Below are 24,296 nucleotides of genomic sequence, written 5' to 3'. Positions count from 1 at the left end.
ACCACGAACGACGAACGCGGGGGCGGTCACCACCCGCGGACGACGTCACGCGTCCGTGGTGACCAGGTCGCCGAGGCGGCGGACGTTCTGCTGGAGCCTGCGCCTGAGCATGCGTTCGAGCATGGGAGCGCGCAGGCGCAGCAGGCCGGGGAGCTTGAGCCGGAACCACACGGTCACCCGGCACCGGTCGTCGCTCAGGGGCACGACCGACCTGCCGCCCCCGACGTCTATCCCCGACGTCCCCTGCCAGAGGAACTCCCTGCCGGGCACCACCGAGGTCACCAGGCCGCTGATGTAGAAGCCGCGTCCGGCGAAACGCATGGCCTCGTCGGTGGTGGTGCCCGGGACGACGAGACCCGGCGGGTCGGGCGCCATCGTGGTCACACCCGCACGCCACCGGGGATCCTGACCGAAGTCGGCGACGATCCGCCATATCTCGGCCGCGGGACGGTCTATGTCGATCGACGCCCTCACCTCGATCACCGGCCGTACACGATCCCTGTCAGCCGCTCGAACCTCGCCCGCGGGCGGGCCTGGACGGCGGGCGCCCGGGCGGTCTCCGGACCGGGACCGGTGCCGGCGCCGATGGCGGGCACGCCCCGCCGCGACCGGCCGGGAACGTCGGCCTCGGTCCAGCGATCACCGGCCATCGACCTGCTCTTTTCTATCAAGCGAAATTAGTCGACAAACCATATCCAATCCATATTTGTCACGAATGTTAACTAAAAGGGGTTTTCGTGGTCGGCCCGGCGGCCGTGCCCGCACCCGGCGTACCGGCCGTGCGCGGTGACCCGCGATCACGGCCGGCCAGAGCCGGCGGGCCGGGATCACGCCTGGTCGGAGCCGGTGGCGTCGGGAACACGAATGGTGATGCCGCCGGGCACGACCTTGGCCTTGAGTTCGGTGACGGTGCCCTTGGCGCCGCCGTCCAGTTCGTAGGTCATGGGGGTGGCGAACGTGGCGCTCACCTTGCGCGCCCGGGACATCCGGACGAACGGCGACTCGTCGGACCGTCCCACGCTCATCCGGCCGAGCACGCGGGCCCACTGGATCGGCCCCTCGGCGGTGGTCACGCCGATCTCCAGCCACCCGTCGTCGGGACGCGCGTCGTCGAACGCCTCGATGCCACCGGTGATGGTGCCGACGTTGCCCAGCAGCAGGCAGCTCGCCTCACCCTCGAACCACGTCACACCGTCGATCTTGACCTCCATCTGCACGAGCTCCCCCCGGACGTGGCGCAGCCCCGTCCAGACGTACGCCACGCGCCCCAGGCGGTCCTTCAGCCCCCGGTCGGCGTCCTCGATCATCGCCGCGTCGAATCCGACCCCGGCCATGACGGCGAAGTGCTCCCCGTTGACCTTGCCGAGGTCCAGCTTCCGGCTCTCGCCGTGGAAGGCGATGTGCACAGCCTTGGGCAGATCCTCGGGAATGCCTAGATTCTGCGCGAAGAGGTTCGCCGTCCCCGCGGGAAGGATGCCGACCGTGACACCGGAGCCCGCGAGCGTGTCCACGCAGCGCTGCACCATGCCGTCGCCACCCCACACCAGAACCAGGTCCGCCCCTTCCTCCAGCGCCTTCTTCGCCTTCTTCGGCGCCTTCTTGCTCTTGGGCACCTCGTACCAGAGCAGCTTGCCGACCCCCTCGTCGGCGAGGAGCCTGCGCAGCTCGTCCAGCCCTCCGCCGAACGTCTTCTTCTGGTGGGCGATCACCGCGACCGTGCCGACCTTCTGCTTCCGGGGCAGCATCTGACCTCCTGTAACACCGCGTCGGATACGTCGAACAGCACCGCGTCGGATACCTCGACGGCTGCCCTCACCCCGGAGCGGCAAACGTCGCACCCCCGCTCCGGGAACGGGGGTCCGCACCGCGCGCGCCCAGCTCGCGCCCCGTTTCCTCCGTTTACCGAGCGCTCTCCCAGTTCGGCCAATCGGTGAGGAACAGATCCCAGGAGTCACTATCGTCACACCTATGGAGCAACTGGCGTTCGCCTCGACCACCCTGGTCAACTTCAAGGACGGGACCTACCGCTGGGTGGATGTGAAGCACTTCCGCCTCGCCACCCCGCAGGACGACGAACCGCTGCTCACCGAGCTGCTCTCCCACCAGCTGTACCGGGACGACTACCTGGGATCCGACTCGTGGAAGGACGGCGGGCCGGTGCACGGCCCCTACCGCCTCGACGCGCTCTCCGCCGCCTCGTTCGAGGAGGTCGACCAGGAGTCCGCCTGCGCCACGATCCGCACCTGGGCAGGCAGGTACGCCGACCTCCCCGAGACGATCGCCCACGACCTGGAGGCCGAGGTCTACCCGCTGATCCGCGCGGCCACCTCCCGCTACCGCCTCCGCGACCTCGACGAGGCGGCCCGCGACGACGACCTGGGATGGATTCTCGGCGAGTTCCACGAACTCGTCCTGATCGACCGGGACGAGGACTCCCTGACCGTCATCGTCGCCTCCGACGACTGACCCGACCCCCGGGCGGTGGATCCTGCCCACCGCTCCGCCCTGTACCGGCAGGATCACCGTCCGGCCGGATCGCTCCAGACGGATGAGATGCCTGTCGGCGGTTCTGTCACCCGTGAGATACGGGACACGGCCGACGTACTGGATTCACGATCCAGGAGATCGCAGGGTTCCGAAGCCGCCCAACCGGCGAGACCAAGCCCCTGAGCGAAGCGAAGCGGGGGGCGTGGGGGCGAAGCCCCCACACCGGGGGGCCCGGGGGGTCGCCCCCCCGTGTGAACGACGAAGGGGCCCGCGGGAAGCAGGCTATGCCTGCGAACAGCGGACCCCAGTCACCGAAGTGGAGCTATGGGGATTCGAACCCCAGACCTCCTCCATGCCATGGAGGCGCGCTACCAGCTGCGCCATAGCCCCTTGCGATGCAGATGAAATCCTAACCGACTCGGGACAGTCCTCGCGCCTTCATTCCGGTCACGAGCGCGACGGCGGCGGAGCCCACGGCGCTCGCGGTGATGACGCCGAAGGAGATCACGTACGCGTCGCGGGAGGGGACGGAGGTCCCGGCGATGGTGACGGAGGTGAGGAGGGCCGAGGTCGCGGCCCCGGAGACGCTGCCGCCGATGGAGCGGACCAGGGAGTTGATGCCGCTGGCGATGCCGCTCTGGTCCATGGGCACGTGCTGCACGGCGAGCGCCCCCAGCGCGGCGTAGCCGATGCCGAATCCCAGTCCCTGCACGGCGTTGGAGCCGATCAGATGGAGCACCGAGTCGTTGAAGACGGTGAACCAGCCGAATCCGGCCGCGCACAGGCCCGCGCCGAGGGCGAGGGAGTAGGCGGGGCCGAGCCGGGTGGAGAGGCGGCCCGCCATGAAGGAGGCGAGCAGCATGGTCACGGTGCTGGGCAGGGCGTAGATGCCGACGTCGAGGACCGACCCGCCGAAGCCGTACCCGGCGGACGGAGGCGTCTGGATGAAGCTGGAGATCAGGGTGAAGGAGCCGAACATGGCGAAGCCCAGGAGCATCGAGGCCAGGTTGGCCGGCAGGGACCGGCGGCCGACGAGCAGGTGCAGCCGGATCATCGGCGCCCGGAGCCGCATCTGGCTGAAGACCCACGCGGCGCAGAACAGGATCGCGCCCGCGAACAGCCCGACGACGGTTCCCGAGCCCCAGCCCCAGTCGTTGCCCTTGGAGATCGCCAGCAGCAGGCAGACGAGCCAGACCGACAGCAGCGCCGCGCCGACGAGGTCGGGGCGGCCGCCGGCGCCGACCCCGCCGTCGTGGGCGCTGAGCGCGATGAGGACGACCGCGGACGCCGCGAGTCCCGCGGTGATCCAGAAGACCGGGTGGTGGCTGGGGGTGCGGTCGGCGATCAGGCCGGTGACGATCATGCCGAGGCTGCCGCCGACGCCCATGGTGGCGCTGACCACCCCGATGGCCGTCATCACCCTGGCGGGCGGGAAACCGTCCTTGATCATGCCGATGGCCAGCGGGATCAGCGCGGCCGACGCCCCCTGCAGAGCTCGCCCGGCGATCAGCACGGGGAGGGTGTCGGACAGCGCGCAGACCACCGAGCCCAGGACGAGCAGGCCGACGGTGAACAGGATCATCCGCTTCTTGCCGTACATGTCGCCGAGGCGCGACAGCAGTGGCGTGGCCACCGCGGCGGCGAGCAGCGAGGCGGTGAAGACCCAGGTGACCTCGGCCACCGACGCGCCGAAGGTGACCATCAGCCGGGGCAGCAGCGGGATGACCACGGTCTGCTGGACGGACACGACCATCCCGGCCATGGAGAGCGCCACCAGGGTCAGCCAGAGGCTCCTGCCCTGCCGCGTGGCGCCCGGTTCGGCGAGGGTCGTTCCCGTCACTGCCCGCTCCTCCGCTGTCGACTTCCGCCCTCGCATGGTAGAGGGTCGCTGTAAACAACCGTTTACCGGGTCGTGTCACATCGGGGTGCCGTGATACGTCTGTCTCCCTATGGCCGTTGAGCGTTTCGAAGAGCACCGCGACCTGCTCACCGGGGTCGCCTACCGGATCCTGGGCAGCGTGACCGACGCCGAGGACGTCGTCCAGGAGGCGTGGCTGCGCTGGTCGGCGGTGGACGTCTCCCGGGTGGAGGACGACCGGGCGTACCTGGTCAAGGTCGTGACGCGACTCTCCATCGACCGGCTGCGGCGGGTGAGGGCCCGGCGTGAGGCCTACGTCGGGTCGTGGCTGCCGGAGCTGATCGTCACCCCGGACGTGGCCGAGCACGCCGAGCTGGCCGACTCGGTGGAGCTGGCGCTCCTCGTGGTGCTGGAGACCCTGTCCCCGCTGGAGCGCGCGGTGTTCGTGCTACGGGAGGCGTTCGGCATGCCGTACGCGGAGATCGGCGAGATGATCGAGCGCAGCGAGGCGGCGACCCGGCAGCTCGCCCGGCGCGGCAGGGAGCACGTCCAGGAGGGCAGACCGAGGTTCGAGGTGGACCGGGGGCTGCGGCGCAGGCTCACCGAGCGGTTCGCCGAGGCGGCCGCGGGCGGTGACCTGGGGGCGCTGACCGCGATGCTCGCCGAGGACGTGTCGCTGGTCAGCGACAGCGGCGGCAGGGCGAAGGCCCCGCTGCGGACCATCGTCGGCGCGGGCAGGGTGGCGCGTTTCCTGTCCTCGATCACGTCCGGGGGCCGCCCGCGGGCCTTCATGGAGAGCATCGGCGCCGAACCGGTCTCCGGCTTCGGCGTGGAGGTCGCGGAGGTGAACGGCGGGCCGGCCGTGGTGGTGACCGCGGACGGCCGGCCGGTCACGGTGTTCTCCCTGGTCGTCGAGGACGGCCTGATCAGGACCATCTTCCTGGTGACGAACCCGGAGAAGCTCTCCCATCTCTGACGTTCCCCTCGGGGAAGACCGGGCGGGGATGTCACGAACGGCGTTCTTCGATCCGTCGTACGGGCATGACACGAGAGACGCGACAGATCAGCATCGTCGGCGGCGGGCTCGCCGGCCTCACCGCGGCCATCGCGTGCGCCGAGGGCGGCGCACGGGTCACCCTCCGCGAGGCGCACCGGGAGCCGGGCGGCCGGGCCCGCAGCACCACCGCGCCGTACGTCGCCAACGAGGGCACCCACGTCTTCTACTCCGACGGCGAGCCATGGCGCTGGCTGGCGGCCAGAGGGCTGGTCCGGCCGTACACCAGGCTCACGCCGGGCATGCTCGCCAGGAGCAGGTTCCGCCACGGCGGCCGGCTGTCGGGCATGCCGCCCTGGTCGCTGGCGAAGGCGCTCGCCAGGCGGCGGCTGCGGGCACCGGTGGACGAGGACTTCGGAACCTGGGCCACCCGCCATCTCGGCGAGGAGGGCATGCGGGCCGCCGCCGGGCTGGTCGGGGTGATCACCTATGACGCGGACCCCGGGCGGCTGTCGGCGGCGTTCGTCTGGGAGCGGGTGCTGCGGGCGACCGCGCCGAGGTATCCGGCCCCGCGCTACGTCACCGGCGGCTGGGGGCAGGTGATCGACCGGATGGCCGTCCACGCGCGCGGCCTGGGCGTGCGGATCGAGACCGGTTCGCGGGTGGACCGCCTGCCCGAGGGCGCCCCCGTGATCGTGGCGACCTCGCTAGACGCCGCCAGGACACTGCTCGGCGACGAGTCGCTGCGCTGGGAGAGCGGTAAGGCCGTCCTGCTCGACCTCGGCGTCCGCGCGAGCGCCGGCGACCTCTTCCTCGTCTCCGACCTGGACGAGGGAGGCTTCATGGAGCGGTACAGCCTGCCGGACCCCTCGCTCGCCCCGGACGGGCACAGCCTCTGCCAGCTGCAGATGCCGGTCAGGCCGGGTGAGACGAAGGCGGAGGCGATCTCCAGGGCGGAGCGGGTGGCCGATCTCGGGCTTCCCGGCTGGCGGGAGCGGACGACCTGGCGGCGGGAGGCCATGTGCAACGGCCGCACCGGCGCCCTGGACCTGCCGGGGGCCACCTGGCGGGATCGGCCCGCGATCGACCGGGGGGACGGCGTCTGGCTGATCGGTGACGCGGTGGCGGCTCCCGGCCTGCTCAGCGAGGTCTCCTCGCACAGCGCCCTGATCGCGGCGGAGGCCGCCCTGCGGGCCGTCTCCGGGGCGGGCCGCTCGAAGCCGCGCCTGACCGCGTGACCGCGTGACCGGCCGGTCGGCCGACCGGCCGTTCACCGGGAACGGTGAGAGCGGTGAGAGCGGCCGCCCGATGCCCCGTGTCCTAAGGACTACGAACCGCCGGCGTACGGACCGGCGGTGGTGCGCATGGTCAGCTCGGAGCCGTCGGCGGACAGGTCCAGGGCCACGGCGATCGTGCCGAGCTCGGCGGTGCTCGACAGGTGCGTCCCCCCGCACGGGATGGAGACCTCGGCCTCGGGCAGGGCGCAGTGCCAGGTGCGCCGGGCGGTCAGCTCCGGACCCGGGGTGTCGATCCTGACGGCGGCGTCGGCCGCGATCCACGCCGTGAGCCGGTCGCCGACCAGGCGGGCGATCTCCGGGAGCTCCTCGGCCAGCCCCTCGGTGCCGAAACCCTTGCGGCGCAGCGACCTGCCCAGCCGGTAGACGTCGTGGCTGCCGCCGGGAAGGATCCGCGAGGAGGCGATGGCCGTCTGGTCGAAGTCGGGGTGGCCCAGCCCGTCGGCGGGCACCTCCTTGCGCCACCGTCCGGCCAGCGCCGCGTTGAGCGCGAGCGCGGCGAGGTGGCAGGCGGTGTGCCCCGCCGAGAGCGCGCGGCGGCCCGCGGCGTCGACCACCAGCTCGACCTCACCGCCGGGCCCGGCGCCGCCGGACCCGGGGGCTGTGAAACCGTCGCCGGCGAGCTCGCCGTCCGCGACGGGTTCGGCGGTGACGTGGACGACCAGCCAGTGCCAGCCGGGGGTACCCCGGCGCACCGGGATGTCCGCGCCCAGATGGACGGTCTCCTCGCCCTCGGCCACGGCTCCGGTGACGCAGCCGGTCACCGCGAGCCCGCCGATGGTGCCCGCGTCGGCCGGCTGGTCGGGCCAGGTGTGGTCCAGCGGGTGGAAAGGGGTCTCGGCCACGATGGTCCCGTACCCGTCCCCGACCGGCACGGTGGCGACGACGGCCGAACGCCCCCTGACCGCTCCGCCCGGGTAGGTGACCCGCGTCGAGTCCGTGATGGGCATCGCCCCATTATGCCGGTACGGCTTGCGCCGCCCCCGCAGGGGCGCAAGCCGTACCGGTCCACGGTGGATCAGCGCGCGAAGGACGGCTCGTCCTCCAGGTAGCCCGGACGGCCCGCGTACCAGCCGGCCACGAACTGGGCGGCGACCACCGCGAACAGCAGCAGGAACGGCAGCGTCCAGCCACCGGTCGACTCGTGCATGACGCCGACGACCAGGGGCCCGGCACCCGCGATGAGGTACCCGGTGCTCTGCCCGAAGGCCGACAGCGCGGCCGTCGCCTCGGAGGTGCGGGTGCGCATGGCGAGCATGGTCAGCGCGAGCGGGAACGATCCCATGCCGATGCCGACCAGGCTGGCGAAGGCCCAGGCCAGAGCGGAGGGCCCGAGCCAGAGGCCGAGGAAACCGGCTGCGTAGAAGAGGACGAAGACGGCCACCGCGGGCCTCTGGTCGGAGAACCTCGACGTGATCGAGGGCACGACGAGCGAGACCGGGATGCCGATCGCGGTGAAGACGCCCAGCACCAGACCCGCCTGCGCGGTGGTGTAGCCGCCGTCGGTGAGCATCTTCGGCAGGAAGCCGAACATGATGTAGGCGACCATGCTCTGGGTGCCGAAGTAGGCGGCGACCGCCCAGGCCAGCCTGCTGCGGAGCAGGGCGCGGGCACCCGTTCCCGCGCTCGCGCCGTGCCGCTCCGGCTCACTGCGCGAGAGCGCAAGCCACGGAATGGCGGCGACGGCGGCGAACGCCCCCCACACCCCCAGGGCAACGTGCCAGTTGCCGTCGGTGGCCCGCTGGATGGGCACGGTCGCGGCGGCCGCGAGCATCGTGCCCACCGCCAGGGCGGTGGTGTAGACGGTGGTCATGGCCCCGGCCCGGCCCGGGAAGTGACGCTTGATCAGGCTGGGGATGAGCACGTTGCCCACCGCGCCGCCCGACAGCGCGAGGGCGCTGCTGTAGAGGAAGACCTCGGCCGAGCCCACCATCGATCGGACGAGCAGGCCCGCGCCGAGGACGATGAGGGCGAAGAGCAGCAGGCGGTGCTCTCCGACCTTCCTGGCCAGCGCGGGGGTGACCGCGCCGACCGAGGCGAAGATGAGCACGGGGAGCGTTGTGAGCAGCCCGGCTCCGACGGCGGTCATGCCGAGACCAGAGGTGATCTGGTCGAGAACCGGCCCGACGCTCGTGACGGCGGTACGCAGGTTCAGCGCCGCGAGAACGATTCCCAGCACGAGCAACCAGGCGAGAGAGCCTGTCGTTCCACCGGTGCGGCCCCTGGTCTGATGGGTGAGCACGCTCATGCTGGTTCCAGTCCTCCTCAGTAATTTCATCCAATCGTAGGATGATTGGCTGACCCCGACTGTAACAGGAGCGAAACCTTGATTTGTTCCTGACCGCATGCACCGGATCCGAACGGGCGCGAATCGCTGACAACATGAAAGCCGGGCCACGTCCCTGTTTACAGAACGTGACCCGGCTCTCTTACGCACCGGTACGGCTCCCCGGCTTCCGGATGCCCGGAATCCCGGACGGTTCGGGCACCGGACGCCGGAGCGACGCCACCGGGCGCGCCTGCGCCGGGCGCGCGGCCCGGGGCCGGCCGGCGCCGGACGCGCGTCTCGAACGAGGATCCACCGCCCGGTCAGGGCGGCGGGGCTTCAGGTGGGCGACCCCGGCGGGCGGGCGTCAGATGCGCGGCCCCGGGGAGGGCGGCGGCTCCTCGCCGAGCCCACGACCGGCCGGGGGCAGCGGCGTGCCACCGGGCGGGGGAAGCCCCGGGTCCGACGGGTAGGACTGGCCCGCCGTGCGCGGGGGCGGCGAGGGCACGGCGTCGTCGGATCCGTAGCCGCCTCCCGTACCGGTGCCGCCGTACTCGCCCGGCCTCCGGTCACCGGCACCACCGGTGCCGGCGTCGCCGTGCTCGTGCGGGCCGGGCACGTCGCCGCGCCACGCGCCGGTCTCGCCGCCGCGCGACTCGATGAAGGTCTTGAAACGCTCCATGTCGCCGCGGACGCGCAGGCGGACGATCTGCAGCCAGTCTCCGACGGTCTCGACGAACCCCTCGGGGTCGTACTCCATCTGCAACGTGACCCGGGTGGTGTCGGGGCCGAGGCGGTGGAAGGTCACCACGCCCGCCTGGTGCGGCCGCTCGACCGACTTCCAGGCCACCCGCTCGTCGGGGTGCTGCTCGGTGATCTCCGCCTCGAACTCCCGGCGGACCCCCGCGATCTCGACGACCCACGCCGTGCGCGTGTCGCTCAACTGCTTGATCGTCTCGACGCCTTCCATGAACTCGGGAAAGCTCTCGAACTGGGTCCACTGGTTGTACGCGGTCCGAATCGGAACGTTGACGTCGACGGACTGTTCGATCGAACTCATGACCGTGTCCTCCCTTGTGGTTCGGTCGGTACGGGAGGCACACATGCCCGATGAGATGCGGGCCTAACTAGCGGCGCCGCAAAAGCCAGTAGAGCCCCAGGATAGGCAGAACAAATGGGATGAATAGGTATCCGCTTCCATAGCCCGACCAAACTGTGGCGCGCGGGAAGGCCTCGGGGTCGGCCATGCTGAGCGTGCCCACGACGAGCACCCCGGCCAGCTCGACACCGCAGGCGACCAGTGCCAGGGTCCTGTTCCCCCTGGCCAGCGCCACGGTGAGCACGACGTAGACGGCGGCGGCGAACGCCGACAGCGAGTAGGCCAGCGGGGCCTCCGAGAACCGGGTGGCGATCTGCACGGCGGCGCGGGCTCCCGCGGCGAGGGCGAACACCCCGTAGAGCGCCACCAGCGCGCGTCCGGGCCCGGTGCCGATCGCCGGCTCGCTCACGGCAGTCCCTGCCAGACCTGGAGCATCCGCCCGACCATGCCGGGAATCGCGAAGCCCGCCACCGCGATCACCGCAGGACCCCAGCGCGAGCGCTCGCCGACCCCCCAGAACGCCGCCGCCGGCGGGATCACCAGGCTGCCCGCCAGATAGCCGATGAGCGTGGCCGTCTCCGCGGGCCCCTCGCCCCTCACCAGCGCGGCGATCACGAACCCGGCCTGGACGAGCAGGCCGAGTTCCAACACCCCGAGCGCGACGAGGAGCGTTCTCCCCATCGCCCTGTTCCTCGCCGTGCTGACGAGGCCGAAGATCCCGATCACCAGCGACAGCAGGATCAGGCCGGTCGCGAGCGGGCCGATCATCGCGACCTCAGGACATCGAGAAGCATGGGCAGAAGGGTACTGCCCGGCCCCCTCGCCCCCCGCGCCGCGCCACGTACTCTGGGGCCGTGGAGAGGATCCTGGTCAGTGCCTGCCTGATGGGGCGGAGGGTCCGTTACGACGGGGCCGCCAAGACGAGCGGCGACGCGCTGCTGGCCGCGTGGCGGCGGGAGGGACGGCTCGTCCCGTTCTGCCCCGAGGTCGAGGGCGGCCTGCCCGTCCCGCGCCCGGCCGCGGAGATCGAGGGCGGAGCCGGGGGCGAGGCGGTGCTGGCCGGGACGGCCCGGGTGCTGACCGCCGGGGGCGCCGACGTCACGGAGGCCTTCCTGGCCGGCGCGCGGGCGGCGCTCGCCGCCGCGCGGGCCCACGGTGTGAGGGTGGCGATCCTGAAGGAGGGCAGCCCTTCCTGCGGCAGCCTGACCGTTCACGACGGCGCCTTCGGCGGCCGGCGGGTGCCCGGCCACGGGGTCACCACCGCCCTGCTGGAACGGCACGGCGTCGCGGTCTTCGGCGAGGACCGCGTCGCCGAGGCCGCCGCGCGCCTGCGCGATCTCGGCGACCGGCCCCCGGACCCGCGCGAGGAACACCCCCGCGACCTCGGCGACCGGCACTCCGGTCGTCCTTCCGAAGAGCACCCCCGCGATCCCGGCGCTCCCGCGGACCGGTCCTAGTACTCCCACAGGTCGGTGCGGTTCTCCCCTCCGATGCAGAAGACCGCCGAGCCGTGCTGTCCCTGGACGAGGTCGACCCGGATCCAGCCGGTGGCCGAGGCGACCTTGGCCTCGTAGCCCGCGTTGGGAGCGGCGGCGATCAGGCGGCACACGCCGTCCTCGATGGCGAACGAGACCGAACCGCCCTTGACGTTCACCACGCGCAGGTTCTCGGTGGAGATCGACTGCGTCCTGGTGGCCGTCGCCTTGGGCGCGGCGGACGACGAGGGGGCGGGGGCGGCCTGGGTCGCGGCGGGCCTGGACGGAGACCGGGACGGCGACGCCGACGGCCCGGGACGGGAGAGCCCGGTCTCCCGCGCGCGTACCGGCATCGCGGCGGTCCTCGACGGGGAGCGGCCCGGGCGCGGCCCGGCGGTCTCCCGCCCGGACGGGGTGGTACGGGGCGCGGAGGTCCGGCCGGGCGCGGCGGAGGAGGCGGTCGGCGTGCCGAGGACCTGCGGCCCCGTGGGCGCTCCCGGCGGGAGCGTCGAGTCTCCCGTACGGCCGATGGCGGCGTTCAGCGGTTCGATGCTCGCGTCGTCGAAGACCTCGCTGCGGAGCACGTCACGGACGCCGAACCAGGCGACCGAGATCGCCAGGACGGTGGCCCCGCACCACACCGCTATGAATCCCAGCGTCTGCCGCATGTCGTGAATTATTACGCCATACGTCTCACCGTTCACTACCGTTACATGGCATGGCGACGGTTCTAGTGGTCGAAGACGACGAGTACGTACGATCCGCGATCATCCAGGAACTCAGCAGGCGCCAGCACGCCGTGCGCAGCGCGGGGCGCGCCCTCGACGCGCTGAGGGAGATCACCCAGAACCCTCCGGACGCGGTGGTCCTCGACCTCGGGCTGCCCGACCTGGACGGGGCGGAGGCGCTCAAGATGGTCCGCAGCGTCTCCAGCGTGCCGGTCATCGTGGCCACGGCCAGGGACAACGAGGCGGAGATCGTCCGCCTGCTCCAGGCGGGGGCCGACGACTACCTGGTCAAACCGTTCTCCGGCGACCATCTGAACGCCCGTCTGGACGCCGTGCTGCGCCGGGCGCGGAGCGCGGCCCCACCCGCGGTACTGTGCGTCGGCGCGCTGTCGGTGGACCTCAACCGGCGCGAGGCCGGGCTGGACGGCGCCGCGCTCACCCTCACCAGGCGCGAGTTCGACCTGCTCGCCTACCTCGCCGCCCGCGCCGACCGGGTGGTCTCCCGCAAGGAACTGCTCACCGAGGTGTGGCAGCAGTCCTACGGGGACGACCAGACGATCGACGTCCACCTGTCCTGGCTGCGGCGCAAACTCGGCGAGAGCGCCTCCTCCCCCCGCTACCTGCACACCGTACGCGGCGTGGGGGTCATGCTGATCACACCGCCGTGAGGCGGACCCTGGCCCTGCTCACCGTCGCGGGAACCTCGATGGTCGCCCTGGCCTTCCTGATACCGCTCGGGCTCATCGTCAGGGAGATCGCCCACGGCCGGGCCATGGCCGAGGCGGAGCGGCAGGCGTCGGCGCTGGTCCCGGTGCTGGCCATCACCGTCGATCCCGACCGGCTGACCCACGCGCTGCTCAGCACCGGCGCGCGGGACCGGATCGCGGTCCACCTGCCCGGCGGCGGCTCGGCCGGCACCGTCAGGGCCCCCGCCGAGACCGTGGCCGCGGCCTCCCGGCTCACCCGGGCCATCACCGCGGAGATGGACACCGGCTACCTCCTGCTGCGCCCCGTCGCCCTGGACGGCGGCAGGACCGTGGTCATCGAGATCTTCATCCCGTCGGCGGACCTCACCCGGGGCGTCGCCTCGTCGTGGGCGGTGCTGAGCGGGGTGGCGGCGGTGCTCGTCGCCGGATCGCTGCTGGTCGGCGACCGGCTGGGCGTGCGCGTGGTGCGCTCGGCCCGGCGGCTGGGCCGGGCGGCGAGCGCCCTGGGCGCCGGGGACCTCAGCGTCCGCATCGAGCCCGAGGGCCCGCCCGAGCTGGTCGCGGCCGGCGAGGCGTTCAACAGCATGGCCGACCGCGTGACCCAGTTGCTGGCCGCCGAGCGGGAGATGGCCGCCGACCTGTCGCACCGCCTGCGCACCCCCCTCACCGCGCTCCGGCTCAGCCTGGACCACCTGGGACCCGAGGCCGAGCAGAGCAGGAGCGCGCTGGGCCGCCTGGAGGCCGAGGTGGACCAGATCATCGCGGCGGCCAGGCAGCCCTCCCGCGCGCCGGAACTCGTCCACTGCGACGCCGCCGAGGTGCTGCGCGAACGGCTGACCTTCTGGTCCGCGCTCGCCGAGGACCAGCGGCGTCCCTGGGAGCTGATCGGCGCCTCGGCCCCCGCGCGGGTCCCGGTCGCGGCCACCGAGCTCAGCGCCGTGCTGGACGCCCTGCTCGGCAACGTCTTCCGGCACACCCCCGAGGGCACGGCGTTCACGGTGACCCTGCACCAGGGCGCGGGCACCGTCGGCATGCTGATCGCCGACGCCGGCCCCGGCATCCCCGACCCCGAGGCGGCGCTGCGGCGCGGGGCCAGCGGGGCGGGATCGACCGGGCTCGGCCTGGACATCGCCCGCAGGCTCGCGGAGTCCTCGGGCGGCACGCTGCGGATCGACGCCTCCTCCCTCGGCGGCGCCAGGGTCCAGCTCTGGTTCCGCACCGACCGGCACGACCGGCCCCCGCGTACCGCCCGGCGCCTGGTCGGCGACCGCTGGCCGCGCAGGAACGCGACGCGCTGAGAGACCTGTCCCGGGCCGCCGGGGAACAACGCCGTACGCCGGTACGGGGCGGCCCACGGGAGGGACCCCGGCGTTGGTTAGGTCACCCGTAAACCCACCTTAAGTAAGGCTAAAACGCGCTGTTTCACCGCTCCGACTGGCCGATCATGGAGAGGAGCGCGGACGTCACCCGCGTCCACGGTTTCCGGCTCGCCCTACCGTGCCGGCCTCGTATCCAGACGGAGGAGGCGCGGCCGGCGCGGCAAGGGCGAGCCGGGAATCCGTTTTCACGCCCTCGCCGGATAATTCGTGACATGCGCGCGAGCCGTCTCATCTCCCTGCTGATGCTCCTGCAGACCCGCGGCAGGATGACCGCCCGGGAACTGGCGGCCGAACTCGAGGTCTCGGTCCGGACCGTCTACCGCGACGTGGACTCGCTCCACTCCGCCGGCGTGCCGCTGTACGGCGACGCTGGGCCCTCCGGCGGTTACCGGCTGCTCGACGGTTACCGTACCCGGCTCACCGGGCTGACCGCGGGCGAGGCGGAGTCGCTGTTCCTGGCGGGGATGCCGGGTCCCGCCGCGGAGCTCGGCCTGGGCTCGGTGGTGACGGCCGCGGGGCTCAAGCTGATGGCGGCGCTCCCGGTCGAGCTCAGGGACAGGGCCGGGCGGATCCGCGAGCGCTTCCACCTCGACGCGCCCGGCTGGTACCACGGCGCCGACGAGACCCCGCACCTGGCGGCGGTGGCCGACGCCGTCTGGAACGAGCGCCGCCTGGAGATCCGCTACCACCGCTGGAAGGCCCCCCAGGACGTGGTCCGCACGCTGGAGCCGTACGGGCTGGTCCTCAAGGCGGGACGCTGGTATCTCGTCGCGCGCGGCGGCGAGCACGTGCGCACCTACCGGGTCTCGCAGATCCTGGAACTGCGCGCGCTCCGGGAGTCGTTCGAGCGGCCCGCCGGTTTCGACCTCGCCGCGCACTGGAACGGCGCCCTGGAGGAGTTCGAGGCGCGGCTCCTGCGGGGCGAGGCCGTCATCCGGCTCTCGCCGTTCGGCATGGAGCGGCTGCCGGACATGGTCCGCCCGGCCGTCCTGCGAGCCGCCGAGGCCACCGCGGAGGCCCCGGACCACGAGGGCTGGACGCGGCTCACGGTCCCGGTCGAGTCCCCGCGGCACGCGCTGGCGGAGTTCCTGCGCTTCGGCGCGGATCTGGAGGTCGTCGCCCCGGCGGAGCTGCGCGACCTCGTCGCGGAGACCGCGCGGGCGGTGGCCGGGATCTACGGCCGGCCCGGGACCGGGTGACCACGGCCGTTCCCGGGCCTCAGAACGACCGGCGCCGTTCCCAGGCCCCGGAAGACGACCGCCGCCGTTCCCGAGGCCGGAAACGCCGAGATCCCGCCCGATCGTGGTGATCGGACGGGATCTCGGCGACGTCTTCGCGGCCCGTCCGGAGAACGGCCCGACGTGGAGCTATGGGGATTCGAACCCCAGACCTCCTCCATGCCATGGAGGCGCGCTACCAGCTGCGCCATAGCCCCTGGTCACCGCTTCGAGTGCTCTCGTCGCGGCGCTCGGGAAGCATATAAGGACACCCGCGTGTTCACCTAATCGACGACCACACGGCCCGCGCCCGCCACCGGGGCGCAAGCCGCGCCGCTCGAAGGTCACTCCTGGGTGACCTCGGGGTTGTCGTCGCTGCTGACCGGCTCGGGCAGAGTCCCGGCGTTGTGCTCCAGCAGGCGCCAGCCCTTGCGCGCCTCCTCCAGCACCGACCACGAGCAGTTTCCGAGGCCGCCCAGGGCGGGCCAGAGCTCCTGCGGCAGGTTCATGAGCCTGGCGATGCCGAGCCGGATCGCCGCCCCGTGCGAGACGACGACCAGCAGGCCGTCGGAGTCGACCTCCGCCGCCCAGCGGCGCACGGCCGAGGAGACCCGGTCGGCGACGTCGCCGACCGCCTCACCGCCCGGTGCCTCCCAGCTGGTGAACTCCCGGGGCCACCTCTCGGAGATCTCCTCCCGGGTGAGCCCCTCCCACTGGCCTCCGCCCCGCTCGCGCAGGTCCTTGTCGACGGTGACGTCCAGGCCGGTGACGCGTCCCAGCGCCGAGGCGGTGTCGAAGGCCCGCTGGAGATCGGAGGAGACGATCATGGTGGGGCGGAGCGCGGCGAGCAGCGAGGCCGCGCGGGTGGCCTGCGCGACCCCGGTCTCGTCAAGGGGGATGTCGCTGTGACCCTGGAAGCGGTGCTCGACGTTCCACAGCGTCTGGCCATGCCTGAGGCAGACGACGCGACGACTCACTCAGCTACCGCCCCGCGGGCGCGCTGGGCGGCGACCTGGGTCACGCTGTCCGGCAGCGCGATGGAGGGGCAGTCCTTCCACAGGCGCTCCAGCGCGTAGAAGGTGCGGTCCTCCTCGTGCTGGACGTGCACGACGATGTCGATGTAGTCCAGCAGGACCCAGCGGCCCTCGCGCTCGCCCTCGCGGCGGACGGGCTTGGCGTCGGCCTCGATCCGCAGCCGGTCCTCGATCTCGTCGACGATGGCGCGGACCTGACGGTCGTTGGTGGCGGAGCAGAGCACGAACGCGTCGGTGATGACGAGCTGGTCGCTCACGTCGTAGGCAAGGATGTCATCGGCCAGTTTGTCCGCCGCCGCCTCGGCGGCGAGCCTGACGAGCTGGACGGATCTGTCGGTTGCTGTCACGGTGTGGGTCAGTCCTCCTGCTAGTCGGCGCTGTCACCTATCAGGGTGCCCGATTCGGCGCTCGTTGAAGAGCCACCTTTTGAACAACGCCTATCGTGTGCCACCCGATTCCGCGCCGCAAACGAATTGGCGGCCTGATCAGGGGCGTCCTCCGCGGTCGGGACCGCGCTTGTCGATCTCGGGTGGGACGGGCACCGGCCGGGCCGTTCGACGGTCATGCCGGGTGAGCTGCGGATACTCGTCCCACGCAAACTTCCCAAATCATAGCGAATTTCATCGGAACACGTTCTCACCTGCGGCATTTCACCAGATCATCGTGATTCACCGGATTTTTCACCATCCGCCGCTCCGGCCACTCTCCGCGCCGGCCCTCGGCCACCGCCCGGCCCTGCCGGCCCGCCCGGCACCCGGCCTGCCGGCCCGCCCGGCGAGAACACCGATCGGGCCCGCCCAGGCCCGCTCGCAGAGGTCCGGAGGTCACGAGGACGTACCGCCGTAGAGATGCCGCTTGTTGATGTACTGGACGATGCCGTCGGGGACGAGATACCAGATGGGCTCCCCCGAGGCCACCCGCTGGCGGCACTCCGACGACGAGATGGCCAGCGCCGGGATCTCCACCAGGCTGACCTTGCCCTCCGGCAGGCCGGGGTCGTGCAGGACGTGGCCGGGCCTGGTGGCCCCCACGAAGTGCGCGATGGTGAACAGCTCGTCGACGTCGCGCCAGCTCAGGATCTGGGCGAGGGCGTCGGCGCCGGTGATGAAGTAGAGATCCACGTCGGGTCCCCAGGCGGCGGAGATCTCCCGGAGCGTGTCGATCGTGAAGGTGGGCCCCGGGCGGTCGATGTCGACGCGGCTCACCGAGAACCGGGGGTTGGAGGCGGTCGCGATGACCGTCATGAGATAGCGGTCCTCGGCGGCTGAGACGATCTTGTCCGCCTTCTGCCACGGCTGGCCCGTCGGCACGAAGACCACCTCGTCGAGATCGAAGTAGTGGGCGACCTCGCTGGCCGCGACCAGATGGCCGTGGTGGATCGGGTCGAAGGTCCCGCCCATGACGCCCAGACGTCGCTTCCCCTTGCCGGTAGGCGCGTTCATCATGAAACGGACCATACGTGCAAGCCGTGCACAGCTTTTAACCACCCCCCGCGCGGGGCAGGCGGACCCGACGTAGCATGCCGGACATGACCACCACCCCGGATCGCCACCGCGTGCAGCTTCCCGGCATCAGCTCGCGCGCCTACGAACATCCTGCCGATCGGTCCGCGCTGGTCGCCCTCCGGTCGCTCAGCGGGTTCGACACGGTGCTCAAGCAGATGTCCGGCCTGGTCAGCGAGCGCCGCCTGCGCCTGATCTACCTCGCCTCGGCCGTGCGGACCAGCGACACCCAGTTCCGAGCCCTGCACGACATGGGCCGCGACGCGGCCTACACGCTCGACCTCCACCGCATTCCCGAGGTCTACGTGCAGCAGAGCCCGCTGGTGCAGGCGAAGGCGATCGGCTTCGACGACCCGTTCATCGTCGTCACGACCGGCCTCCTCGACCTGATGGACGAGGAGGAGCAGCGCTTCGTCATCGGCCACGAGACCGCCCACATCCTGTCGGGCCACGCGGTCTACCGCACCATGCTCGACATCCTGACCCGGCTGGCCACCCGCGTGGCCTGGATTCCGCTCGGCTACATCGGCCTGCGCGCGATCGTGGCCGGCCTGGAGGAGTGGCACCGCAAGTCCGAGCTCTCCGCCGACCGTGGCGGCCTGCTCTGCGGCCAGGACTCCGACGCGGCGCTGCGCGCCCTGATGAAGCTCGCCGGCGGCTCGCGCCTGCACGAGATGAACATCGAGGCCTTCCTCGACCAGGCGCGGGAGTACGACACCGCGGGCGACGTCCGTGACGGCCTGCTCAAGGTCCTCAACCTGCTGGGCACCACCCACCCGTTCGCCGTCTCCCGCGTCGCCGAGCTCGACAAGTGGCGCCGCGGCGGCGAGTACGACACGATCATCGCCGGGGAGTACCCCCGCCGCACCGACGACGCCAACGCGAAGATCTCCGAAGAGATCAGGGCCGCCGCCCGCTCCTACCGCGACTCCTGGTCGCAGTCCCAGGACCCGTTCATCGGCGTCCTGCGCGACGTGGCCGAAGGCGCCGTCAACGCCGGGGAGCGCATCTTCAATCGCTTCTCCCGCCGCGATGGAAATTAACGGAGAGTTCCACCGAAAGGGTCCGGGCAGCTGTTCTCGGGCCCTTTTCCATGCGAGTCATCCATACGCCGGATTGCCCTGTTGCCGCGTCACAAGAATTGACGAAGCCGGATAACCGCACCGGCGCCTCGCCCTCCCGCGGCACCTGGATCGCCACACCGGCCGGGGTCGCCCGGCCTCCGCCGATCCCGCCGCGGGGAGGTCCCTCCCCCGCGCCGCTCCCGGACCGGATTCCCTACACGAGGAGGGCGATCGCGCGTACGGCCGCGGAGCACAGGGCGACGAACCCGCCCAGCACGGCCAGCGCGCGCAGACCCTCCTTGCGGAGCTCGACGAGCTCGGCGCCGATCCGCTCGATCTCCCTGCCGAGGATGCCTCCGCAGACGACGCCGAACACGACGCCGGCGACGGCGACCGGGGCGGGATGCGCCCACCAGTCGGGCGGCAGCGAGCCGCCGAGGGTCAGCCAGAGCGCGCACCCGGCGAGGGTCGCCGCCGGCAGCCCCGGCCACACGAGGGCGGCCAGCAGCGAGACGGCGAAGGTCAGCGGGAACCCCAGCACCCGCAGGATCACCCGGGTCCTGACCGACTTGCGCTTCCTGACCAGCCAGTGACCGACCCACAGCGTACGGGCCAGCGTGGCGAACAACCCGGTGACGGCGAAGGTGGCCGGCGGCCAGATGGCCGTGGCCACGACGCACGGGACGGCCAGGACGGCCAGCAGGAGCAGCGCCGCGTTGCCCGCGGGCAGCGGCCCCGCCCTGCCCTCGCCCCTGAGCTCTCCGGCCGCACCGCCCCGCCCCCTACCCGCCTGACGCCGGACGGTCCTGGACGCGGCGGCCGGGCGCCCGCCGCGCGACGTCTCGGCGGCCGTGGAGACCCGGCCGGTCCTGGACGTCTCACCGACCGTGGCGGCCGGACGTCCGCCACGGGACGTCTCACCCGCCACCGGGAGCGCCCGCGCCGCACGGGCCGCCTCACCGGCGGGCACCGCCCGCCCACCACGTGGCGTGCCGTCAGCACCGGCCGGGAGGCGGGACGCCCGCACCGCGCCGTCCGCCGGGGCGGGCGGCCGTCCCCTGCCGGTCTCCGCCCTGGCCGCCCTGCCACCCCTGGCGGGATCCTCACCCTTGGCGGCGGGCTTGGGGCGGCTCTCCTGCCTTCTGGCCGGGCCGGTCTTCTCCCCCGCCGGAGCCGGCGACTTCCGGACCGCCCCCACCTCGGACGGGATCACGCGGGCCAGGCGGCCCAGGCGGCCGGTGAGGAGCGCCGCGGTGGGGCGCTTGGCCGGCTCGCGGTGGAGGGCGGCGCGGATCAGCGGCAGCAGGGCGGCCGGGACGCCCTCGAGGTCGGCCTGGCCGTTGAGGATCGCGTACATCTGCGCCTCGACGGTGCCCCCGCCGAAGGTGGGGCGGCCGGTCGCGGCGAAGGCCACGGTGGCCGCCCAGGCGTGCACGTCGGCGGGCTCGCCCACGTGCTCGTCGGCGAACAGCTCGGGGGCGGCGTAGCCGGGGGTGCCCAGGAAGGTGCCGGTCAGGGTGAGCCGGGTGGCGTCCAGGACGTGGGCGATGCCGAAGTCGATGAGGACGGGCTCGTCGTCTCCGTCGACCACCACGTTGGCCGGTTTGAGGTCGCGGTGCACGACCCCTGCCGCGTGGATGATCGACAGGGCGACGGCCAGCCCCTGCGCGACACTGAGCAGGGCGCCGTCCCGCAGGGGGCCGTCACGGCGCACCCGCTCCAGGAGGGTGTCTCCCTCGATGTGCTCCATGACCAGGTAGGGCCGGTCACCGTCGAGATCGGCGTCGACGACGCGGGCGACGTAGGGGCTCTCCACCCTGCGAAGGGCGCGGACCTCTCGCTCCAGGCGCACCCGGGCCTCGGAGCCGGCGTCGTGGACGTCGTGGAGCACCTTGAGCGCGACGTTGTCACCCCGGCGGCTGGAGGCGAGGTAGACCTCGCCCATTCCCCCACGGCCGAGACGTTCCAGCAACGTGTAGGGACCGACCCGCCCGAGACGACCCACGTGACCTCCTGCGTCGGCCACATGGGTCAGGGACCGCTGCGCCTATCGGGTCGCTCACTCCCGCTCGCTTCCCTGCTCTCCAGCCATAGGAGACCACACCATAGCGGGCGAGTGTGACGTTTTCCCGATGGCACGCCGGACTCCCGGAAAGATCCGGGAAAGCGGGACGCTTCGCGGGCACGGGGCCGGCCGGGCTCGGGTCACGCCACGGGCGAGACGTCTCAGGGCCGGCGCACCGGCCCTCGGTCCGGGTCTTCCAGCAGGCTGTCGAGCTTCGCGGTGGGTTCCGCCGACAGGTCCCGGCGTCCGGTACGGCGCCAGTTGACGTGCCCGCGACTCTCCAGCAGCAACAGCAACCGGTCAGCACCGAAGAGGACAAGAGCTATGAAAAGGAACGCAACGACGATTTCCATAGAATCCAGTCAAACCACTAGCCACCGCGATTACACGGAGCGACACGCCGTAACGCTCGGCAACCAGAAGGAGACGCCCGAACGAGACCCCCGATGAACCTCTGGAGTACCGGCTACACCATAGGGCCCGGACAGGACCCCCGCGTGCCGAACCGGGGCATCGGCGGCCCGCGTCACCCCGGACTCCGGCGAAACCGGTGCCCGGGGCACCCCGGGTGCCGGCGGCCCGCGGCACACGCGACACCCGGGAGACCTCCACCGCGAGGGACTATCGGGAGGCGGCCTCGGGCGAGGCGAGGACCGTACCCTCGGCCGTGCGCAGGTGACCCTCGCCGGTGTAGACCCACTTGGTCGAGGTCAGCTCCGGCAGGCCCATGGGACCGCGCGCGTGCAGCTTCTGGGTGGAGATGCCGATCTCCGCGCCGAAGCCGAACTCCCCGCCGTCGGTGAACCGGGTCGAGGCGTTGACCGCCACGGCCGCGGAGTCGACCAGCGCGACGAACCTGCGGGAGGCGCTGACCGAGCGCGTGACGATCGCGTCGGTGTGGGCCGAGCCGTACTTCCTGATGTGCGCCACCGCGTCCTCCAGCGAGTCGACCACGGCGGCGGCGATGTCCAGCGAGAGGTACTCCATCCGGAAGTCCTCCTCCTCGGCGGGCACCACGTCGCCGTACGCCGCGACGCGCGCGTCGCCGTGCACCGTGACGCCCTCCGCCGCCAGCGCCGCCAGCGCGCGCGGCACGAAGGCGTCGGCCACGGCCGCGTGCACCAGGAGCGTCTCGGCGGAGTTGCACACCGAGGGCCGCTGGACCTTGGAGTTGATCAGGATCTGGATCGCGAGGTCCTGGTCGGCGTCGGCGTCGACGTAGACGTGGCAGTTGCCCACGCCGGTCTCGATCACCGGGACGGTGGACTCCTCCACCACCGAGTTGATCAGCGAGGCGCCGCCGCGCGGGATCAGCACGTCGACCAGGCCGCGGGCCCGCATGAGTTCCTTGACCGAGTCGCGGCTCTGCCCGGGGACCAGCTGGACGGCCCCGGCGGGCACCTGGGTGCCCGCCAGCGCCTCCTGCATGATCCTGACGAGGACCGTGTTCGACGCGTACGCGCTGGACGAGCCGCGCAGCAGGGTGGCGTTGCCGCTCTTGAGGCAGAGCGCCGCGGCGTCCACGGTCACGTTGGGGCGGCCCTCGTAGATGATGCCGATCACGCCGATCGGGACCCGGAGCTGGCGCAGCTCCAGCCCGTTGGGCAGCGTGTTGCCCCGGATCACCTCGCCGACGGGGTCGGGAAGGTCGGCGACCTGGCGGACCGCCTCGGCGATCGCCCCGATCCTGGCCTCGTCGAGGCGGAGGCGGTCGATCATGTACTCGGAGATCCCGCTCTCCCTGGCCCTCTCCACGTCGAGCGCGTTGGCCGCGACGATCTCGGCGGAGGCGGCCACGAGCGCGTCGGCCATCACGCGGAGCGCGGCGTCCTTCGGCGCCCTCGGCAGCGGGGCCAGCTCGGCGGCGGCCTCTTTCGCCGCCAGGGCAACCTTCAGGAAGTCCTCGGACATCTCGCGCTCCAAAAGAACTAGTTGTGGGATTCCAGTATGACGATGTCGTCGCGGTGGATCAGCTCTCGTTCGTACTCGGGCCCCAGGGTGGCCGCCAGCTCCCGGGTGGAGCGTCCCAGCAGCTCGGGAATCTCCCCCGCGTCGAAGTTGACCAGGCCGCGCGCGACCACCCGGCCGAGCGGCCCGCACAGGTCCACCGGATCGCCCGCCGCGAACTCGCCCTCGACGGAGGTGACCCCGGCCGGCAACAGCGACTTGCGGCGGCTCACCACCGCCTCGACGGCGCCGGAGTCCAGGTGGAGACGGCCGCGGCCGGTGGTGGCGTGGGCCAGCCAGAGCAGGCGGGTGCCCGGGTGGCGCCCGCCGGGGTGGAAGTAGGTGCCGACGTCGGTTCCCGCGAGGGCCTGGGCGGCGTGCGCGGCGGCGGTCAGCACCACGGGCACACCCGCCCCTGTGGCGATCTTGGCGGCCTGGACCTTGGTGATCATGCCTCCGGTGCCGACCGCGCCGCCCTTGCCGAGCTCGACCCCGACGAGGTCCTCCGGCCCGCGTACGTCGGCGAGCCTGCGGGCACCGGGACGGCGGGGATCGCCGTCGTAGAGGGCGTCCACGTCCGACAGCAGCACCAGCGCGTCGGCCCGGGTCAGGTGGGCGACCAGCGCGGCGAGCCGGTCGTTGTCGCCGAAGCGGATCTCGTCGGTGGCCACGGTGTCGTTCTCGTTGACCACCGGGACGATGCCCAGTTCCAGCAGCCGGGCCAGCGTGCGCTCGGCGTTGACGTGGTGCGAGCGGCGCATCATGTCGTCGGCGGTGAGCAGCACCTGGCCGACCCGCAGGCCGTACCGGGCGAAGGAGGAGGTGTAGCGGGCCACCAGCACGCCCTGGCCGACCGAGGCGGCGGCCTGCTGGGTGGCGAGGTCGCGCGGCCTGGCGGGCAGGCCCAGCGGGCCGAGCCCCGCCGCGATCGCACCGGAGGAGACCAGCACGATCTGGGTGCCCGCCTTCCGCCGGGCGCCGAGCACATCGACCAGGGCGTCCACCCGGTCGACGTCGATCATTCCCTGCGGGGTGGTGAGCGAGGACGAACCCACCTTCACGACGAGGCGTGAAGCCGTACGGATCCGTTCGCGCGCAGAGTCCACGACACGCACCTCTCGAAGATGATCACTTGGAAGGTCAGACTATCCGAGCCGCCCGTCCGGACCGCCTGTTCGG

Annotated in this window: 24 protein-coding genes, 2 tRNA genes and 1 pseudogene; 8 read left to right on the top strand and 19 right to left on the bottom strand. The window is 72.2% G+C overall.

Translation table 11 applies throughout. The annotated features are described in order from the left end of the window. Positions 1 to 45 precede the first annotated feature (45 nt). The 3 genes from ACVCAG_RS43375 to ACVCAG_RS43365 form a co-directional block, all read right to left on the bottom strand. The gene (locus tag ACVCAG_RS43375) at positions 46 to 483 is read right to left on the bottom strand and encodes an SRPBCC family protein (RefSeq protein WP_440089280.1); all 438 of its coding nucleotides are present in this window, start codon (positions 481 to 483) and stop codon (positions 46 to 48) included. Then, a complete protein-coding gene (locus tag ACVCAG_RS43370; protein ID WP_440089279.1) occupies positions 480 to 650 on the bottom strand; it encodes a hypothetical protein in 171 nt (56 codons plus the stop codon). The genes ACVCAG_RS43375 and ACVCAG_RS43370 overlap by 4 nt, the downstream gene beginning before the upstream one ends. 177 nt (positions 651 to 827) lie before the next feature. Continuing rightward, positions 828 to 1,745 carry a YegS/Rv2252/BmrU family lipid kinase gene (locus ACVCAG_RS43365; RefSeq protein ID WP_440089277.1) on the bottom strand — a complete coding sequence of 306 codons (918 nt, stop codon included), beginning with the start codon at positions 1,743 to 1,745 and terminating at the stop codon, positions 828 to 830. Between the two features lie 223 nt (positions 1,746 to 1,968). On the opposite strand from ACVCAG_RS43365, the gene ACVCAG_RS43360 reads away from it, so the two are divergent. Then, a complete protein-coding gene (locus ACVCAG_RS43360; RefSeq protein ID WP_440089276.1) occupies positions 1,969 to 2,466 on the top strand; it encodes a hypothetical protein in 498 nt (165 codons plus the stop codon). 338 nt (positions 2,467 to 2,804) lie between these two features. On the opposite strand, the gene ACVCAG_RS43355 is transcribed toward ACVCAG_RS43360, so the two are convergent. Together ACVCAG_RS43355 and ACVCAG_RS43350 are read right to left on the bottom strand one after the other, a co-directional pair. Continuing rightward, positions 2,805 to 2,877 (bottom strand) — tRNA-Ala (locus tag ACVCAG_RS43355). A gap of 19 nt (positions 2,878 to 2,896) precedes the next feature. Next, positions 2,897 to 4,327, bottom strand: coding sequence for an MFS transporter (locus tag ACVCAG_RS43350; protein ID WP_440089274.1), 1,431 nt, complete (start codon positions 4,325 to 4,327; stop codon positions 2,897 to 2,899). Between the two features lie 109 nt (positions 4,328 to 4,436). Here ACVCAG_RS43350 and ACVCAG_RS43345 point away from each other — a divergent pair, with 109 nt between their 5' ends. Both ACVCAG_RS43345 and ACVCAG_RS43340 read left to right on the top strand, forming a co-directional pair. After that, entirely contained in the window at positions 4,437 to 5,321 is an 885-nt protein-coding gene (locus ACVCAG_RS43345; RefSeq protein WP_440089273.1) for an RNA polymerase sigma-70 factor, read from the top strand. 65 nt (positions 5,322 to 5,386) lie between these two features. Next, a complete protein-coding gene (locus ACVCAG_RS43340; protein ID WP_440089271.1) occupies positions 5,387 to 6,577 on the top strand; it encodes an NAD(P)-binding protein in 1,191 nt (396 codons plus the stop codon). 89 nt (positions 6,578 to 6,666) lie between these two features. Here the strand turns inward: ACVCAG_RS43340 and ACVCAG_RS43335 are convergent, their stop codons facing one another. The 5 genes from ACVCAG_RS43335 to ACVCAG_RS43315 form a co-directional block, all read right to left on the bottom strand. Beyond that, complete coding sequence (locus tag ACVCAG_RS43335; protein WP_440089270.1) at positions 6,667 to 7,584, bottom strand: metal-dependent hydrolase; 918 nt, start codon at positions 7,582 to 7,584, stop codon at positions 6,667 to 6,669. Between the two features lie 68 nt (positions 7,585 to 7,652). Next, on the bottom strand, positions 7,653 to 8,882 hold the full coding sequence (locus ACVCAG_RS43330; protein ID WP_440089269.1) for an MFS transporter: 1,230 nt from the start codon (positions 8,880 to 8,882) through the stop codon (positions 7,653 to 7,655). A gap of 385 nt (positions 8,883 to 9,267) precedes the next feature. Continuing rightward, positions 9,268 to 9,960: an SRPBCC family protein gene (locus ACVCAG_RS43325; protein ID WP_440089267.1), complete on the bottom strand. Its 693-nt coding sequence runs from the start codon at positions 9,958 to 9,960 to the stop codon at positions 9,268 to 9,270. 67 nt (positions 9,961 to 10,027) lie between these two features. After that, complete coding sequence (locus tag ACVCAG_RS43320; protein ID WP_440089266.1) at positions 10,028 to 10,408, bottom strand: hypothetical protein; 381 nt, start codon at positions 10,406 to 10,408, stop codon at positions 10,028 to 10,030. Continuing rightward, a complete protein-coding gene (locus ACVCAG_RS43315; RefSeq protein WP_440089264.1) occupies positions 10,405 to 10,767 on the bottom strand; it encodes a hypothetical protein in 363 nt (120 codons plus the stop codon). The genes ACVCAG_RS43320 and ACVCAG_RS43315 overlap by 4 nt, the downstream gene beginning before the upstream one ends. A gap of 86 nt (positions 10,768 to 10,853) precedes the next feature. Between ACVCAG_RS43315 and ACVCAG_RS43310 the strand changes: the two are divergent. Next, positions 10,854 to 11,339, top strand: a pseudogene (locus ACVCAG_RS43310) (DUF523 domain-containing protein); the annotation flags it as partial. A gap of 113 nt (positions 11,340 to 11,452) precedes the next feature. On the opposite strand, the gene ACVCAG_RS43305 reads toward ACVCAG_RS43310, so the two are convergent. After that, positions 11,453 to 12,142, bottom strand: coding sequence for a hypothetical protein (locus tag ACVCAG_RS43305; protein WP_440089263.1), 690 nt, complete (start codon positions 12,140 to 12,142; stop codon positions 11,453 to 11,455). A gap of 50 nt (positions 12,143 to 12,192) precedes the next feature. Here ACVCAG_RS43305 and ACVCAG_RS43300 point away from each other — a divergent pair, with 50 nt between their 5' ends. The 3 genes from ACVCAG_RS43300 (at position 12,193) to ACVCAG_RS43290 (ending at position 15,487) form a co-directional block, all read left to right on the top strand. Then, positions 12,193 to 12,870 carry a response regulator gene (locus ACVCAG_RS43300; RefSeq protein ID WP_440089261.1) on the top strand — a complete coding sequence of 226 codons (678 nt, stop codon included), beginning with the start codon at positions 12,193 to 12,195 and terminating at the stop codon, positions 12,868 to 12,870. Continuing rightward, a complete protein-coding gene (locus ACVCAG_RS43295) occupies positions 12,867 to 14,207 on the top strand; it encodes an ATP-binding protein (protein WP_440072402.1) in 1,341 nt (446 codons plus the stop codon). Before ACVCAG_RS43300 ends, ACVCAG_RS43295 begins: the two co-directional genes overlap by 4 nt. 293 nt (positions 14,208 to 14,500) lie before the next feature. Next, on the top strand, positions 14,501 to 15,487 hold the full coding sequence (locus tag ACVCAG_RS43290; RefSeq protein ID WP_447191533.1) for a helix-turn-helix transcriptional regulator: 987 nt from the start codon (positions 14,501 to 14,503) through the stop codon (positions 15,485 to 15,487). Between the two features lie 163 nt (positions 15,488 to 15,650). Here the strand turns inward: ACVCAG_RS43290 and ACVCAG_RS43285 are convergent. The 4 genes from ACVCAG_RS43285 to nadD all read right to left on the bottom strand — a co-directional run bounded on the left by ACVCAG_RS43285 (position 15,651) and on the right by nadD (position 17,984). Next, a tRNA-Ala gene (locus ACVCAG_RS43285) sits at positions 15,651 to 15,723 on the bottom strand. A 126-nt stretch (positions 15,724 to 15,849) separates the two neighbouring features. Continuing rightward, the gene (locus ACVCAG_RS43280; protein WP_440089259.1) at positions 15,850 to 16,482 is read right to left on the bottom strand and encodes a histidine phosphatase family protein; all 633 of its coding nucleotides are present in this window, start codon (positions 16,480 to 16,482) and stop codon (positions 15,850 to 15,852) included. Further along, positions 16,479 to 16,886, bottom strand: a complete 408-nt coding sequence (rsfS, locus tag ACVCAG_RS43275; protein ID WP_350973855.1) for a ribosome silencing factor — start codon at positions 16,884 to 16,886, stop codon at positions 16,479 to 16,481. The genes ACVCAG_RS43280 and rsfS overlap by 4 nt, the downstream gene beginning before the upstream one ends. 477 nt (positions 16,887 to 17,363) lie before the next feature. Next, the gene (gene nadD, locus ACVCAG_RS43270) at positions 17,364 to 17,984 is read right to left on the bottom strand and encodes a nicotinate-nucleotide adenylyltransferase (RefSeq protein ID WP_440089257.1); all 621 of its coding nucleotides are present in this window, start codon (positions 17,982 to 17,984) and stop codon (positions 17,364 to 17,366) included. Between the two features lie 74 nt (positions 17,985 to 18,058). On the opposite strand from nadD, the gene ACVCAG_RS43265 reads away from it, so the two are divergent. Next, the gene (locus tag ACVCAG_RS43265) at positions 18,059 to 19,084 is read left to right on the top strand and encodes a M48 family metalloprotease (RefSeq protein ID WP_440072398.1); all 1,026 of its coding nucleotides are present in this window, start codon (positions 18,059 to 18,061) and stop codon (positions 19,082 to 19,084) included. 235 nt (positions 19,085 to 19,319) lie between these two features. Here ACVCAG_RS43265 and ACVCAG_RS43260 read toward each other — a convergent pair whose 3' ends face one another. The 4 genes from ACVCAG_RS43260 to proB all read right to left on the bottom strand — a co-directional run bounded on the left by ACVCAG_RS43260 (position 19,320) and on the right by proB (position 24,223). Further along, positions 19,320 to 21,110: a protein kinase domain-containing protein gene (locus ACVCAG_RS43260; protein ID WP_440089256.1), complete on the bottom strand. Its 1,791-nt coding sequence runs from the start codon at positions 21,108 to 21,110 to the stop codon at positions 19,320 to 19,322. A gap of 221 nt (positions 21,111 to 21,331) precedes the next feature. Beyond that, positions 21,332 to 21,523, bottom strand: coding sequence for a hypothetical protein (locus tag ACVCAG_RS43255; protein ID WP_440089254.1), 192 nt, complete (start codon positions 21,521 to 21,523; stop codon positions 21,332 to 21,334). A 268-nt stretch (positions 21,524 to 21,791) separates the two neighbouring features. Next, a complete protein-coding gene (locus ACVCAG_RS43250) occupies positions 21,792 to 23,081 on the bottom strand; it encodes a glutamate-5-semialdehyde dehydrogenase (protein WP_440089252.1) in 1,290 nt (429 codons plus the stop codon). Between the two features lie 17 nt (positions 23,082 to 23,098). After that, entirely contained in the window at positions 23,099 to 24,223 is a 1,125-nt protein-coding gene (proB, locus tag ACVCAG_RS43245) for a glutamate 5-kinase (protein ID WP_440089250.1), read from the bottom strand. Positions 24,224 to 24,296: the final 73 nt, after the last annotated feature.

The organism is Streptosporangium sp. G12 (genome assembly GCF_052983175.1).
Note: the sequence above shows the minus strand (reverse complement) of the source record. Positions and strands in the feature narration are given on the sequence as shown.